The sequence below is a fragment of the Extibacter sp. GGCC_0201 genome, assembly GCF_017566055.1.
GTDB lineage: Bacteria > Bacillota > Clostridia > Lachnospirales > Lachnospiraceae > Extibacter.
On record NZ_JABFCH010000005.1, the window covers coordinates 91,320 to 105,762 of the forward strand.

The 14,443-nt window shown below is 50.8% G+C and carries 15 protein-coding genes and 1 pseudogene; all 16 read right to left on the minus strand.

The window, feature by feature from the left end:
• Nucleotides 1-69: 69 nt before the first annotated feature.
• Nucleotides 70-768 (minus strand): ABC transporter permease, encoded by a 699-nt coding sequence (locus HJV72_RS04900; protein ID WP_208069191.1) that lies wholly within the window; start codon nucleotides 766-768, stop codon nucleotides 70-72.
• Nucleotides 765-1,616, minus strand: coding sequence for an ABC transporter ATP-binding protein (locus HJV72_RS04905; RefSeq protein ID WP_208069192.1), 852 nt, complete (start codon nucleotides 1,614-1,616; stop codon nucleotides 765-767). The genes HJV72_RS04900 and HJV72_RS04905 overlap by 4 nt, the downstream gene beginning before the upstream one ends.
• Nucleotides 1,600-2,094: a hypothetical protein gene (locus HJV72_RS04910; protein ID WP_208069193.1), complete on the minus strand. Its 495-nt coding sequence runs from the start codon at nucleotides 2,092-2,094 to the stop codon at nucleotides 1,600-1,602. Before HJV72_RS04910 ends, HJV72_RS04905 begins: the two co-directional genes overlap by 17 nt.
• 2 nt (nucleotides 2,095-2,096) lie before the next feature.
• On the minus strand, nucleotides 2,097-2,534 hold the full coding sequence (locus HJV72_RS04915; RefSeq protein ID WP_208069194.1) for a LytTR family DNA-binding domain-containing protein: 438 nt from the start codon (nucleotides 2,532-2,534) through the stop codon (nucleotides 2,097-2,099).
• An 82-nt stretch (nucleotides 2,535-2,616) separates the two neighbouring features.
• Complete coding sequence (locus HJV72_RS04920; RefSeq protein WP_208069195.1) at nucleotides 2,617-4,167, minus strand: ABC-F family ATP-binding cassette domain-containing protein; 1,551 nt, start codon at nucleotides 4,165-4,167, stop codon at nucleotides 2,617-2,619.
• Between the two features lie 475 nt (nucleotides 4,168-4,642).
• Nucleotides 4,643-7,132: an ABC transporter permease gene (locus HJV72_RS04925; RefSeq protein WP_208069196.1), complete on the minus strand. Its 2,490-nt coding sequence runs from the start codon at nucleotides 7,130-7,132 to the stop codon at nucleotides 4,643-4,645.
• Nucleotides 7,125-7,814 carry an ABC transporter ATP-binding protein gene (locus HJV72_RS04930; protein WP_066578585.1) on the minus strand — a complete coding sequence of 230 codons (690 nt, stop codon included), beginning with the start codon at nucleotides 7,812-7,814 and terminating at the stop codon, nucleotides 7,125-7,127. Before HJV72_RS04930 ends, HJV72_RS04925 begins: the two co-directional genes overlap by 8 nt.
• Before the next feature lie 108 nt (nucleotides 7,815-7,922).
• The gene (locus tag HJV72_RS04935) at nucleotides 7,923-8,852 is read right to left on the minus strand and encodes a sensor histidine kinase (RefSeq protein WP_208069197.1); all 930 of its coding nucleotides are present in this window, start codon (nucleotides 8,850-8,852) and stop codon (nucleotides 7,923-7,925) included.
• On the minus strand, nucleotides 8,840-9,508 hold the full coding sequence (locus tag HJV72_RS04940; RefSeq protein ID WP_208069198.1) for a response regulator transcription factor: 669 nt from the start codon (nucleotides 9,506-9,508) through the stop codon (nucleotides 8,840-8,842). Before HJV72_RS04940 ends, HJV72_RS04935 begins: the two co-directional genes overlap by 13 nt.
• Before the next feature lie 88 nt (nucleotides 9,509-9,596).
• Nucleotides 9,597-10,364: a MerR family transcriptional regulator gene (locus tag HJV72_RS04945; protein WP_208069199.1), complete on the minus strand. Its 768-nt coding sequence runs from the start codon at nucleotides 10,362-10,364 to the stop codon at nucleotides 9,597-9,599.
• Between the two features lie 67 nt (nucleotides 10,365-10,431).
• Nucleotides 10,432-12,018, minus strand: a complete 1,587-nt coding sequence (locus HJV72_RS04950; protein ID WP_208069352.1) for an ABC1 kinase family protein — start codon at nucleotides 12,016-12,018, stop codon at nucleotides 10,432-10,434.
• Complete coding sequence (locus HJV72_RS04955) at nucleotides 12,011-12,391, minus strand: phasin family protein (RefSeq protein WP_208069201.1); 381 nt, start codon at nucleotides 12,389-12,391, stop codon at nucleotides 12,011-12,013. The genes HJV72_RS04950 and HJV72_RS04955 overlap by 8 nt, the downstream gene beginning before the upstream one ends.
• Nucleotides 12,392-12,420: 29 nt before the next feature.
• Nucleotides 12,421-12,792 (minus strand): diacylglycerol kinase family protein, encoded by a 372-nt coding sequence (locus HJV72_RS20295; protein ID WP_334299332.1) that lies wholly within the window; start codon nucleotides 12,790-12,792, stop codon nucleotides 12,421-12,423.
• Nucleotides 12,793-12,849: 57 nt separating this feature from the next.
• A pseudogene (locus HJV72_RS20300) lies at nucleotides 12,850-13,458 on the minus strand (phosphatase PAP2 family protein); the annotation flags it as partial.
• Between the two features lie 74 nt (nucleotides 13,459-13,532).
• A complete protein-coding gene (locus HJV72_RS04965; RefSeq protein WP_208069205.1) occupies nucleotides 13,533-13,865 on the minus strand; it encodes an MmcQ/YjbR family DNA-binding protein in 333 nt (110 codons plus the stop codon).
• Nucleotides 13,862-14,407 carry a prolyl-tRNA synthetase associated domain-containing protein gene (locus HJV72_RS04970; RefSeq protein WP_208069207.1) on the minus strand — a complete coding sequence of 182 codons (546 nt, stop codon included), beginning with the start codon at nucleotides 14,405-14,407 and terminating at the stop codon, nucleotides 13,862-13,864. The genes HJV72_RS04965 and HJV72_RS04970 overlap by 4 nt, the downstream gene beginning before the upstream one ends.
• Nucleotides 14,408-14,443 lie beyond the last annotated feature (36 nt).

The window sequence follows — 14,443 nt, forward strand, 5'->3', positions numbered from 1 at the left end:
TTATTTATATTATACATGATTATGGCATCATTTTTGTATCTTATTCCGTCAAAGCCTCATACAATGCTACTAAATCAGACGGCACTTCCGGTAGACCACCCCGAACAATACCGCGAATATGCCGGCATTACACAATATCACGGCCAGATTCCCACCCTTGGCTGCCGAGTCCCCGACCGCACTCATATAGTTGCTGATCTGCTGGGAAAAAGCATATTCTGAAACCGCTCCAATCTTCTCATTAAAGGAGGCCAGCATAGGCAGAAATGAGAACACAAGCATCACGGGCACGCTGACAGACACCTCCGTCACCTGATTCCTGCATGATATTCCGATGACCGCGCCAAGCAGGAGGGAAATGATTATCCCTGCTGCCATGACAAGGAGGAATTCTGCCATATCCTTCCCCGTATACTTCCCTGCCAGGGCAAACACGACAGAGCCTGCCATGCAGCATACGAAGATGCCAAGCCCGATTCCGAGCAGGTATTCCCCTGCCTTGACATTGGCCATCAGAAGTTCCCGCAGCGTATTCTTTTCTTTTTCTTCTGATATGATAGAGGCCACGGCCGTTAGCGGAGCCATCCCCACATACATCGTGGCGAACAGGATGACAAAATACCGTTCCTGCATCCCGTCTATCTTTATGGAATTCTGCATGATGATAGAAAGCACGGGGAACATGACGAACTGGAGGAGCACCGCCTTATTTTTTAACGTATCCTTCATCTGCTTCTTCCACACTGCATAGATTCTTTTCCCTCTCATAAATCAAGTCCCCTTCCCGTAAGTTCCATAAATACCGTCTCCAGATCTGGTTCCGTCGAATGTATTTCCGCCACATCGCTTGTACGGAAATACTCCGCAATCGTATCTGCCTCGCTGCCGTCGTGGTTCAGCATGACGGTCGTGCCGCTATTGAGCAGTATCTTTATCTTATTCTGATGATTATATCTTCTGCATATGTCATCCGGCGCTCCTTCTTCTACGATGCTTCCTTCATGCAGAAGCGCGATATATCCGCACAGCTTAGACGCCTCTTCCATGTTGTGGGTCGTCATCATGACGGCCGCCCCCCTGTCCCTCTCCTCACAGATGAGGCGGTGAATGCTGGAAGCCGTAGCCGGATCCAGGCCGCTGGTCGGCTCATCGAGAAACAGCACATCAGGCCGGTGCATGATTGCCCTGGCAAGGACAAGGCGCTGCCGCATCCCTTTTGACAGCTTATGGACCGGCGTCTTCACAGCTTCCGACAATCCCACTTTATCAAGCGCAATCTTAATCTCCCCTTTGGAGATGCCGTAAATCTCTGCAAAGATTCCCAGATTGTCGGCGCACGTAAGGCGTTCGTACAATCCGCTGTTATCCATGACCATCCCGATCCGTGCACATACCGTGCTGCCAAGCTGGTGGCTGTCCTGCCCCATAATATACGCCTTGCCGCCGGTCTGCTTAAGCTGGCCGGTAAGAATCTTGATAAGGGTCGTCTTGCCTGCTCCGGAAGGGCCAAGCAGTCCGAATATCTCGCCCTTGGACACGTGCAGGTCGATGCCTCTAAGCACCTCTCTTTCCTTGAACTCCATATGGACACATTCTGCCTTAATCAGTTTTTTCATTTTCTGCCTCCCAATGCTTTTTCATATTTTCCAGCCCTTCCATGAGCTTCTTGTTCTCAATCCTCGTTTTCAACGTCGATATGCCTGCACTCACAAAGAAGCAGATTGCAAAGCAGACGAGAAACAGTACCCAGGGCTGCCACATATGTGCCGGGAACCAGTCGAACATCAGGATAAATCCACACACTGCAGCCAGTATACATGCGACCATGCACACGATACGCGCGTTCACCGACATCTTCTTCAACAGACGGTCCGTAAAAAACAGATACTGCAGCACGACGACGATGACAGAGAGAAGGAACAGCTCCGGTATGATTTCCAGCGGAATCCCCTCGCCACCTATCCGGTAAAGCGCGGAAATCTCCTGCGCACTGTCTCCGAACACATACGTAAATGCTGTCATACATAACACGGTAGCGCCAAATATGATGAGTACCTGTGACAGATAGCTAAATATTGTCCTTTTTTCTTCCATAATCAGATTCCCAACCTTTCCTTCAGCCGTTTTGTATACTGCCTTGACACGAGAAGCTGCTCCCCGTTATCCATCGTGACCCGTATCTTCCTGTCAATGTCCGCCCTCAATGAAGTGATATGGCGGACATTCACGATGCAGGATTTGGCTATGCGCAGGAAACCGCTTTCTTCCAGCTGGTCCTCCAACTCGTACAGCCGCAGCTCCGTCTCATATACGGATTCCATCGTATAGAGAAATGTCTTCTTATCCGTCGTATCTATATACAGGATTGCTGCGATGTCCAGCATATGGATCTCGCCGTCCTTGATTCCTGTCATCTTCTGTTCCAGCATCCTCAGCATGGCGATAATCTTCTCCAGCTCCGGCGTCAGGTACGCACAGCTTATTGTGACCTCCGTGCCGGAAAATGCCGGATCTGTATGGATTGTTATCTTCACGTTGACCCCTCCTCTTTGAACTACTTAGACTATACCAGAGAACCTGGCTTCCAACAATATGGTACGTCGTAAGTTACCCTTATCAAGTGCTATGTTTCCAGTCCTGTCCCTCTACATTGATAACTCTGCTCACAAACTCTCTATAAAATGATGCTTCATGGGATACAAGAACCACCGCTCCGGCAAACTCCTGGATTGCTTCCTTCAGCGCCTCTTTGGCCTGTATGTCCAGATGGTTCGTCGGTTCGTCCATGATCAGGAAGCTGCATGGTCTCAGCGTAAGCAGGCACAGCTTCACCTTCGCCTGCTCTCCTCCGCTCAGCGTCTCGAGCGCCTGGTCAGCATGGGCGCTCGAGATGCCGCACCGGGCGAGGGCCTTCCTCACCTTTTTCGGCTCTATGGAAGGAAAGGTATCCGTAATGACCTGCAGCGGTGTCCTCTTTCCATCTTCCCACAGAAGATCTTGCTCGAAGTATGCAACTTCTGCCTGTCCGGAAAAAGCATACGTCCCTCCTAATGGAGGAATCTGTCCCACAAGCGTCTTAAGAAGCGTGGACTTGCCGATACCGTTAAATCCGGTAACCGCGATTTTCTGTCCGCCCGTAACGGAAAAGCTGATATCCGGCAGCACGGGAAAATCATATCCGACCGAAAGATGATTTACCGCCAGGTATTCCGTATTCGATGCAGGCATATCCTGGAACTTAAATACCGGTTTCATCTCCTTGATTACCAACGCTTCTATCTTCTCCATCCTGTCAAGCTGCTTCTGCCTTCCTCTTGCCATCCTGGACTTCCGTCCGGCAATATTTTTCCGGATGAATTCTTCCGTCCTTTTAATCTCCTTCTGCTGCGCACTGTACTGCCGGATGTAATCTTCCCTAAGCAGCGCCTTCTTCTTGCAAAATTCAGAGTATGTCCCGTAATACTTTGTGATTGTCCTGTTGTCGATATCGCAGATTCGGTTGCAGATTCGTTCTAGAAAATCATGGTCGTGTGACACGACGAGAAACGCGTTCTCCAGCTCTGACAGGTATCCTCCAAGCCATGCCACGTGTTCCTTGTCGAGAAAGTTCGTCGGCTCGTCAAGCAGAAGAACATCCGGCTTTTCCAGCAGCAGCTTGGCGAGGATAACTTTCGCCCTCTGCCCGCCGCTCATCTGTCCGACCGGTCGTTCCATTCCGATGCCCGTAAGCCCAAGCCCGGCTGCAACCTGTGAAATATACGTATCTATGGAATAGAATCCGGATGCCTCCAGCCGCTCCTGATACCGCGCGGCTCGTCTCATACTGCTCATATCACCGTCTGCTGCCCGGCTATACAGTTCATTCATCTGCTCCTCCAGTCTGTACAGATCCAGAAATGCGGACTTTAAAAATCCTTCCTGCGTCAGTCCCGCTTCTATGTGCGCATACTGGTCCAGATATCCTGCCGTAATCCCTTTTGTCCAGGAAACACTCCCAGAATCGGGTACCACCTGGCCTGTACATATCTTGATAAAGGTACTTTTCCCTGCTCCGTTGTGCCCAACGACACCGGCATGTTCTCCTTTATTGAGTACAAAATCTGCATTTCTAAATAATATATTATCCCCAAATGAATGGGTTAAGTCTGTAATTTCTACTAAGCTCATAATTATCTTGATCCTTTCATCAAATATTCCTTGATTTCTAAAATTATTCACGCAAAAAAGCAGAAGACGAGATGCAGCTTAATCTGCTGCATCCGGCCTTCTGCCATATTCTTCCGTGAACCGTTCTTGCGAATCACGCACCCGTACACGGCAAAAGGCCATGGACAAAACACTGTCCATGGCCTTTTGCTGCAGTATCACGGAAAATCAGGTACGGCAACAGTACCGGATACACTGTCCGGCTGCTGTGCCCTAACTCTCTTTTCCGATGAATTCTGCTTATCTATCCGCCATACTCTGTACAATGCTTCATCCATATCAATTGTACAGAGCTGATTCGCCTTGTAAGCTGGCTGCTTCTATAAAATCCCATAACTGCCTCTCCCCGCGTGTCTGCTGTCTGGTATCTCTAAATCAAACTAATAATAGCAGACTGCATCTATCCTGTCAACTGGCTGCGTTATCCGGCCTCTTTTTATTCGAACCCTCTGATCCGCTCCACAATCGACCGCTTTCCCACTATCATCCGGTAAGCGGCCAGCGGTATCACAGAACAGATGCATGTAACAAGCAACGTCATCGCCAGTACCGGCAGCACCGGGACTTGGAAGGCGATATCCATATAGTTCAGAGACTGGTAGCAGGCATACGTGACTCCTAACCCCGCCGTCGCGGTCAAAAGCAGCGAGATTCCTGCATACAGCAGGCCTTCCCTGACGAGCATCCCTTTGACCTGCTTCTCCGTCATTCCCACACTCTCCATGACAGACAGTTCTGTCTGACGGTTCTGTATATTGCCCGACACGGTATTGATATAGTTCATAAGTCCTATCATCGCAAGAATCAAGGTAATCCCTATTCCGACGCCCATCATGTTGCCCTGCGCCTTTTGAATGGATTTCATGTTATCAATCTTAGAATCATAGGACAAGTCACCGCCATGAGGACCTTCTTCTGCATAATCCATGATACGTGCCTCGGTCTGTTCGTCGTATTCTTCTTTATACTGCACGCTTGCTCTGGATATCCACGGATCTGCCACTGTCCTGTCCACAAAGGCATCGCTTACAAGCACCACAGGCGTCATCCCCGGCATGAATGCGTAGTAGCCATCGTCTACATAGCCCACAATCTCCATCGAATACGCCTTCGTATTGTCATGATACTGGGAAAAGTTCACCTTCTTCCCCTGAATGTCCTCCAGCTGAAGCGACAGTCCGTCGCGGTAGATCAGACATGTACTGCCATCCATAAACTGCTCTTTGTCTACAGGTTTTTCAAGGGTGCTGTTCACATAGTCGAACTCTTCCTCGTCAATCCCTGTCATGAAGGTGTAGAATTTCTCTGGATGCTGCTTGTATTCCTCGATATCTTCCTCATAGCCGTGGTCCATCCACGTCTCATAGAATTCCCGCATCCACATATCAGAAAATTCGGGTTCCCACGGTATGATTATCTGCGTGCTCGTCATAGGATGCACTTTTTTAACACCATCCATATTCACCATATCTGCAAGAAATTTATCGTCCATGATACGGTACCATTCGGATTCATCCTCTTTTTTCATCGTATCATTGGAAATAATCAAGTCTGCGTTCATATAGTTGGACATTACGGTCCGTGCGCCGTGACTTTCAATCATGGTAACGAGACAGAGAAATACGGACAGGCACGCTGCCAGCGACAATATGACGACACCTGTCTTTTTCTTGTCTCTGCCAAGCTGTTCAACCGCCATTCTCCAAAGGATGCTTCCCCGCCCCGTCTTATGGGACGCTTTCCTGCCCGATACCGTACGGTAGCCCAGCGCCTCCAGAGGGGACACGGAATCGGCGATTCTCGTAGGCTTGCGGCTGCCGAGATATACCGTCATACCGACGACGGCAATGCTGAGCAGGAAGACGGCCGGATGAAAGGCAACCTCCACATCCTCCCGTATGCCGAGCGTCTTTACGACTACCGGTATCAGGAAGAAGGAGGCGGCCGATCCGAGCAGGATGCCACCTGCCGTCCCCGCTGTACCGATAATCAGCATCTGTCTCTGTATGAGCCTGCGGATCTGCCTTCCCGTCATGCCGATAGTCTGGAGAAGGCCATAATAACGTATGTTCCCTGATACGGACAGGTAAAGTATGTTGTAGATGAGCAGGTACGCGCTCAGGCACGTCATGATGACAAGCCCCGCAAGCCCTGCCAGAATCTGCACGGACTGTTCTGTCTCAGAGGTAAAGAAGAGCCGCTGCTGCTTGCCAAGCTCCAGGGAATCCCGGAACTCGGACTGTGACTTTTCCGTCATAATGCTGGATTTGAAATCCAGATAGAGGATTCCGCAGTTCACGTCTGAAAATGCATGTCCTGACTGTTCAAAAAATGATTTTGATACATAGAATACTTTATTGTCTCCGTAGCCTTCCCACATGCCTGATATACGGAATTCCTTCGTATGAGAGCCGTTTTTGTCCTGATATGTCATCGCAAAAGAATCACCGACGCCCAGGTCGCCTTTGCCGCAGTCTTCAAGGGCGGCTTTCGTCGCCATCACTTCATCGGCTTTCGCCGGATAACGCCCCTCGACTTTGCCCATCGCGGGCTTTTTCTGTACATCCCAGTATACGTCGTCACTCCATATGAGGACCGTATGCAACGTATCGTCCGCATCTGTCGCTTCCGGATAACCGGCCTTGGCCTCTATGCCAATCGTAGTGATGTCTTCATTCTTCTCGCATATCTCCTTCTGCTGCTGCGTAAATCCTCCGATAAGGACCGCGTCATACACGGCGCCTTTCATACGCATGTTCTGGCGTGCCTGCATCTTAACGTAGGTGATGCCTACCGTCAATATCGTAAAGAGAAGAAAAGACGACAGCAGTATCGCCATGGCAATGACTGCATTTCTCCTCTTGTTTCCTGACATAGAGCGCCTTGCCAGCTTCGTGATGACCGCGTTGTTGTTATTCTTAAGCATGGCGTTCACATCCCTTCACGATCCTGCCGTCCTCGATACGCACAATCTTGTCCGCCAGCTGCGCGATATCCCAGTCGTGGGTAATGAGCACGATCGTCTGGTGGAACTGCTTTGCAACAACCCGAAGAAGCCCCATCACATCATGGCTCGTGGCCGTATCCAGGTTGCCGGTCGGTTCATCTGCCAGTATGATAGAAGGCTTCGAGGCAAGCGCTCTTGCAATGGCCACTCTCTGCTGCTGACCGCCGGACAACGTACACGGAAGCGACTCCCTCTTCTCATCCAGCTTCAACAGGTCCAGTATTTCATCTACAAAAGCTTTGTCCACACGGGCGCCGTCCAGTTCAACCGGCAGGATGACATTTTCATACACGTTCAGGTCCTGTACGAGATTGTAGCTCTGGAACACGAAGCCTACTTTCCTTCTCCTGAATATAGCGAGCTGTTCTCTGTTCATCTGCGACAGGTCTCTCCCGTCCACAATGACCTGTCCGTCCGTCGGCACGTCCAGCCCTCCTATCATATGCAGCAGCGTGCTCTTACCGCTGCCGGACTTCCCGACGATGGCGGTAAACTTGCCTTCCTCCACCTGGAAGTCCACGCCGTCCAGCGCTTTGACCGTATTGTCTCCGAGCTTATAATACTTTTTCAGATTCTTTGTCTTTACAATCCATGTCTCCATCTCTTCTGTCTCCCTCCTTCTTTACAACAAGCATATCTGAAAAATATCACAAACCGTTCACAAGAAAGAAGAATCACAAACCTGTGACTCTTCCCTTCCGTACCTGTCTTACTTCCCATTCGGAAGATAGACGCAGAACTCTGCACCTTCCCCCTCTTCGGACCGTACTTCTATATACCCTTTCTGGCGGGTGATAATCTCCCTTGCAAGATAGAGCCCCACGCCGATGCCTTCCTCCTCATGCACTTCCGGTTCCCGGTAGAAGCGCTGGAATATAATCGCCTGCCGTTCACGGGCAATCCCTTTCCCGTTGTCGCTGATACTTATCTTCGTAAAGAATTCCTGCACCACAACCCGTATCTGTATTAATCCTCCAGGCTTCGTATACTTGACGGCATTGTCCAGTATGTTATATATCGCTTCTCCCGTCCACTTTCTGTCATGGTCCGCCTCTATGTGTTCCCCACAGTCCACGCAGATCCTTATCCCCTTTTTCTCGGCGGCCGGCACCGCGGCACCGGCGGCCTGGACAAGCGTATCATATATGTAATTTCTCTGGCTCCGTATCTCAATGATGCCTGTCTCCAGCCGGGACATCTTCACCATGCCACGAAGCAGGAAATCCAGCTTCTCCGTCTGCCCTTCCATCTTTGCGATAAATTCCCTGGCCTTTTCCGTGTCCAGATCTTCGGCCTGCAGCATCTCCAGATACAGCTTCATATTGGCGATGGGCGTCCGGGTCTGGTGGGACAGATCAGATATGAGCTCTTTTATCTGCCTCTTCTCCCTGTTATTCTGCTCGTCTTTCTGATGCCACATATGGCTTACCTTTACAAGCTTACCGTGCACCTTGCCCCACAACGTATCTTCCGGGACACTGCATTCTTCCAGCTCCTCCCCGTCAGCCATGGCATCCAGGCTCTCCTCCAGCTTTTCTGTGAACGTATATATGTCTCTCCTAAGCGTCCGCATCCTGTGCCACATGCAGGCAGCCGCTATGACAAGGCAGAGTGCGGGAATCATCATCATTTCAGCCATTGGTATCCCATCCCGTATACGTTAGATATGTATTTGTGGCTATCGTCTTCTATCTTTCTGCGAAGCCGGTTCACATTCACCGCCAGCGTATGCTTATCCACGAACTGGCCGCCACAGTCCCAGAGCTGATCTAACAGCACGGCATACGTCAGAAGCCGTCCCGCATTGTCCGAGAACAGACGGAGCATCCGGAATTCGGTAGGCGTAATCATGCACTCTTTTCCTCCGGCCTCTACTTTTGCCATGTCAAAGTCTATCTTCAGGAACCCGTCGTCGTAGATGTTCCTGCTCTGCGTGTCTGTACGCTGTAAGATGACATGAATCTTTTTCAAAAGGATGTTCATGGAGAAGGGCTTGGTCACGTAGTCCTCCGCTCCTGTCTCATATCCCTTGAGCGCATCCTCTTCCAGATCTCTTGCCGTGAGGAAGATGACCGGCACCTTCCTCTGCCCTTTGATCCATCCGCACAGCCAGAAGCCTTCTCCGTCCGGCAGATTTACATCGAGCAGAACCAAATCTGCACATTCCTGCAGAAAAAGGCTCTTGGCCTCCTCCAGGGAATGTGCAGATATCGTGTCATATCCATCCCGCTCAAGGGAATAGGATATGCTTTGATTCAATTCCACGTCATCTTCCACTATCATTATCTTATGCATAGCACACCTCTGATTCACGATTCTTAACTCTATTATACCGTCATGCAGAAGGTACTGCAAATGCCAAATAATCACAATGCCGTGACACTTACGCCTGCCCGTCCAACCATCTGTCCACCGCTTCTCTTAGCAGTGCGGCGCATCCTTGCTCTTCCTTGTCATAATAGGAGCGGAACCGCTCGTCTGACACGTACATCAGGGTGATATTCCTGTGGGCCTCTGGCGTGTACTCCTTCCAAGTCATACAGAGCCACTCTTTGTGCAGCTTCGCAATCTGCCCCGCTGCCTCGCTGTCCGCCTTTATTCCTGCGCGTACGCCTTCATTCAGCAGCCTGCGGATCTCTTTCTCGAGGCTTTCAAAGTGTCCGTAATCTTCCTCCGTCATGTCCATCACCTTCCGGTTTGATGTGTCCACTGCCTCATCACCGTATCTGCGGCGTGCTTCTGCTCCATACTTTTCTTCATTTTCCTTCACCATATTCTCTTTGAATGCGGCAAACTTCTCATTATCGCTCATTTTGCCTTCTCCCTTCATTGACGCAATCGTCTGCTTCACTGTCCGAATGAGGGAATCCATATGGTTCCGCTCTTCTTCCAGCCCGAGAAGATGTCCTTCCAATGCGCTCATAATATCAAAACCGTCCTCATAGAGAATGCTCTGTATGCTTTTCAAATCAAAGCCCCGCTCACGGAAAAAAAGAATCTGCTGCAGCAGCGCCACCTCATCCCCGCCATAATAGCGGTATCCGGCGTCCGTCGTGTAGAGCGGCTTCAAGAGCCCTATCTCGTCGTAATAGCGCAGGGTACGTGCACTTACTCCCGCCATGTCAGACAATTCTCTGATACTATACTCCATTATCGTCACCTCCTCTATCCAAAGCAAGCATACTTCTTTACGCAGCGTCAAAGTCAAGAGGCATATTTTATTTTTTTCTCGTATGGATATGGCTCAGGAATATCCAGACAGCAAGCCCCAGAGCCAGCAGATATCCGAATGCCCCAAGCGCGGGTATCCCCCATATCTTCGGCTTCATATCCGTCGTACAAAGAATGCTGGAACTGATGAGAAGCGCGGTCACGAGGAAGCCCATGACAAGCTTCTTTATGAGCCTTGTCAGCATCTCGCTCAGATCTTCTGTCGCATGTACGTCCAGATTGATGCGGTTCTGTCCCTTCAGGAATCCCCGGAGCAGATCGGCTGCCAGCGCCGGGATATCCAGCGCCTTGTGAATCGAACGGTAGATGCTTCTGCCACCGCTTTTCAGCTCTTTCTTCCAGTTCTCCCAGGACAGGAGGCTGCCTGCCAGCCTCGCAGATGCAACTTCCACCATGTTGATCTTTGGGCTGATATCCGCAAGCACCCCTTCCATGTGAGACATGCCTCTTGCCAGCATCGTCAGTCCATGGGGCATGATAATCTTATTGTCCTTCATCACCTCCATAAGATCCTCCATGATTCTGGCAATATCTATCTTGCCGATATCTGTCGTCCCATACTTTGTGAGCAGATTGCCGATGTCTGCATAGAGCCTGCTCTGGTCCGGCTTCTCCTTGAATTCGCCGAGTGCCATGACCGACTCGAGGATCTCTCCGACATCATTTACGGCAACGCCCTGCACCGCCCTTGCGATCAGTTCCTTATCCCTGGCGGAAAGGCGTCCCATCATGCCCATATCAATCCATATGATCTTCCCATCCCGGACCTTTACATTGCCCGGGTGGGGATCCGCGTGGAAGAAGCCGTCTTCCATAATCTGCTTTATATAATTGTCCGCAAGCTTAGCGCCTGCTTCATCCAGGTCATACCCGTTCTCCAGGAGCTTTTCCTTCTCATCGATTCCGAAGCCATCGATGTATTCCATCACGAGCACCTGTCCGGTCGTGTATTCCCGGTACAGGACAGGGACGTCCACGAATGCCACGTCCCTGTTCAGCTTGCCGAACTCTTCCATATTGGACGCCTCGTTGAGAAAGTTCATCTCCTCCTGGGCTACGTTCCACAGCTCGTCCAGCACAAGATCCAGATCCACCAGACCTTTCATATTCACTGGCGGCAGGAACCTGACCGCCCGGTGCAGCAGACCGATATCCCGCGACATCGTCCCGTAGATGCCCTGCCGCTGCACCTTGACGACAACCTTCTCGCCGCTCTCCAGCACTGCCTTGTGTACTTGTGCGATGGACGCAGAACCAAGAGGTGTCTCATCCACCTCCTGAAACACCTCTGTCAACGGACAGCTATATGCCATTTCGATAACTTCTTTTACCTGTGCGAAGGGCATGGGGCTCACGTCTGAGCGAAGCCGCATCAGCTCTTCACAGTATCTCTTCGGCAGGACATCGGAATGCATGGACATAATCTGGCCTAGCTTGATGTAAGTAGGTCCCAGATCCTCAAGTATGAGCCGCAGCTTCTCCGGCGTTACCCCTCTGGCAATGCCATGCTTTTTCAGGACAGACATAATCTCTTTCAGCCTGGTGCCATACGCTGCCGGCACGTCTTTACTCATCTGCCGCTCCGCTGTCCTTTTCATCTTCCAAAGCATCCTGCGGCTTCCCGGCATCCTTCGGCTCTTCCGCCGGCGTCTGCCCGAGGCCGGCCAGCTTTTCTTTCAGCTGGTCTATCTGCTCGGGAGTCATCTTGTCAAGCAGCTCCTCCAGCTCCTCCGGGGAAGATGGTTTTACCTTTACGGTGACATTTTCCTTTACTGCCTTTTTCACATTGTGCTTCAGCTCTTCGTTGAGCACTTTGCCCTGCTCAACCGTAAGCTCTCCCTTCTTCACCAGGTCGTCCAGAATCTCTTTGGACTTCTCCGCTGTCGTGGCCAGCGCTCCCACGCCTGCCAGCATTACCTTTTTCAAGCTTTCACCTAAGTTATCCATCCTCTTTTTCTCCTTTCATTTTGCCATGGTCAGTTTAGTGCAAACAGCGCCAGTATCTTCGGAATAAAGATGATTCCTCCGATGACTGCCGCAGTGATAGCCGCAATCAGCACTGCCCCGGCGGCCGTGTCCTTGGCCAGCTTGGCACGCCGCCTCTGCTCCTTCGTCACCAAGTCGACAACGGCTTCCACCGCGGTATTGACCAGTTCGAGCGAGATGACGAGGGCGCATAAGATAAGGCAGATGCACCACTCTGTCACTGTCAGCTTCAGCGTGATTCCAAATACAACGACCAGCCCGAGAGCGGAATAATGTATCATCATGTTCCGCTCCGTCTTAAGCCCGGTTATGATGCCGGAAAATGCATACTCAAAACTTTTAAAGAGCGGGTTGGCCGCCACCTCCGGCTGTCCGTGCAACGCTATCCCCTTCGCAAAATAGCGTCTGGCAACCGAGGTATATATGATAAGGTATATCATTCCGGCAAGAAATCCTCCCACGACGTCTGTCGCATAATGCACGCCCAGATATATCCGGCTCAAGGCGACAAGGGCTATCACCGCCAGACAGATTACCGTGCCTGCCATCTTATATGCCCTGCTTTTCTTCGTCTGCCATATGAGGAACAAGATAAAGCCGTAGAACGTAGCAGCCAGCATGGCATGCCCGCTCGGAAAGCTGTATCCCGTCTCTGCGATGAGCCTTCCTGCCTGCGGCGGCCGCTCCCGCATGACCCATCCCTTGGCGGACAGATCCAGAAGTACCGCCAGGACGAGGTTGGCAAACAAGGCGATCAGATACTGCTTCTGCCGGAGCGTGTGTATCATCGCCATGCTGATGATAAGCAGCACGACCGGATGTACCATATTCGTCATCACTTTGAAGAATCCGGTCAGGAACGGACACTGCAGCCTGTGGATGACACGGTATACAAACGTATCTACGCCCTCCAGGCGATAGCTTCCAGCCACGTCCGCCAGCAGGAGGCCGAAGGCCGCCAGGCCGATGAACAGCACCGGTAGCTTCCATATGTGAATTGTATTGTTTCCTGCCCTGTCTCCTGTCATGGTATCCCACCCTTAATGTCTTCTGACTTTGGTCTTATTATACCACTCTTTTTCGTAAAGGACAAAACAAAGCGTTATTTTCCTTTCGTCAGATCATAGCTCTCGCCTATCATCCTGCATATCTCTTCCTTCGGAACCGTCCCGTCCAATATGATGGAATTCCAGTGCTTTTTATTCAGATGATATGCCGGAAGCACCGAGGCAAAGGTCTGTCTCCACACCTCTATCCATTCGGGGCTGCACTTTACATTAACCCATACATGGCCTTCCCTTTCAAAGATCCAGGCAAATACCTTCCTGCTGTTCCTGTGCCGGATGACGCACCAGTCCGTATCCCGGAACGGATAGTCTTCATACACCTCTTTATAAGTCAGACAATAAGATATCACTTCATTTCTCTCTGTCATACATCTTCTCCCAACACCACCGTCTTATAATCATGATGCACCGCCTCCAGGAACTTTCCAAACACATCCTCCGTCCGCAGCTTCAGGCTTGATGTATTCACGCACGGATGGCAGCCCACGTATTCTTCTCGTAGTATCTCTTCGTCCACGAGCAGCTGCACTTGGTTGTCCGTATCATATATGAGCCCCATCACGGTTGCAGAACCGGGTGCAACGTTCAGATATTTTATCATGTCGTCTCCTGATGCAAAGGAGAGCCTGGATGTAGGAATCTGGGCGGACAGTTCTTTCGTCCGCAATGTTTTATGCCCGGGTATCATAAGGAGGTAGAAAGCCGTCTTCTGCCGGTTGCACAAGAACAGATTCTTGCATATCGTGAGGCCGAGTACCTTATCTACCTCCAGACAGTCTGCTATTGTCCCTACTGGTCCGTGGTCTGTCCTCGAATACTTGATGCCAAGTTCATCCAGCACGTCATACGTTTTCATTTCCTTTTCTTCCCGTCCTTCTGCCTTGGCAGGACGTCCATTCTGTAATATCATATTGTCATCTCCCTGTATAATCCTATGTTTTGCTAC

Excerpts from the sequence above, each read along its gene's own strand:
- HJV72_RS04950 (WP_208069352.1), bottom strand. The coding sequence starts at position 12,018 with ATGAGTAAAGACGTGCCGGCAGCGTATGGCACCAGGCTGAAAGAGATT.
- HJV72_RS04970 (WP_208069207.1), bottom strand. The coding sequence starts at position 14,407 with ATGATATTACAGAATGGACGTCCTGCCAAGGCAGAAGGACGGGAAGAA.
- HJV72_RS04910 (WP_208069193.1), bottom strand. The coding sequence starts at position 2,094 with ATGGAAGAAAAAAGGACAATATTTAGCTATCTGTCACAGGTACTCATC.
- HJV72_RS04945 (WP_208069199.1), bottom strand. The coding sequence starts at position 10,364 with ATGGAGTATAGTATCAGAGAATTGTCTGACATGGCGGGAGTAAGTGCA.
- HJV72_RS04900 (WP_208069191.1), bottom strand. The coding sequence starts at position 768 with ATGAGAGGGAAAAGAATCTATGCAGTGTGGAAGAAGCAGATGAAGGAT.
- HJV72_RS04905 (WP_208069192.1), bottom strand. The coding sequence starts at position 1,616 with ATGAAAAAACTGATTAAGGCAGAATGTGTCCATATGGAGTTCAAGGAA.
- HJV72_RS04925 (WP_208069196.1), bottom strand. The coding sequence starts at position 7,132 with ATGCTTAAGAATAACAACAACGCGGTCATCACGAAGCTGGCAAGGCGC.
- HJV72_RS04920 (WP_208069195.1), bottom strand. The coding sequence starts at position 4,167 with ATGAGCTTAGTAGAAATTACAGACTTAACCCATTCATTTGGGGATAAT.
- HJV72_RS04930 (WP_066578585.1), bottom strand. The coding sequence starts at position 7,814 with ATGGAGACATGGATTGTAAAGACAAAGAATCTGAAAAAGTATTATAAG.
- HJV72_RS04935 (WP_208069197.1), bottom strand. The coding sequence starts at position 8,852 with ATGGCTGAAATGATGATGATTCCCGCACTCTGCCTTGTCATAGCGGCT.
- HJV72_RS04940 (WP_208069198.1), bottom strand. The coding sequence starts at position 9,508 with ATGCATAAGATAATGATAGTGGAAGATGACGTGGAATTGAATCAAAGC.
- HJV72_RS04965 (WP_208069205.1), bottom strand. The coding sequence starts at position 13,865 with ATGACAGAGAGAAATGAAGTGATATCTTATTGTCTGACTTATAAAGAG.
- HJV72_RS04955 (WP_208069201.1), bottom strand. The coding sequence starts at position 12,391 with ATGGATAACTTAGGTGAAAGCTTGAAAAAGGTAATGCTGGCAGGCGTG.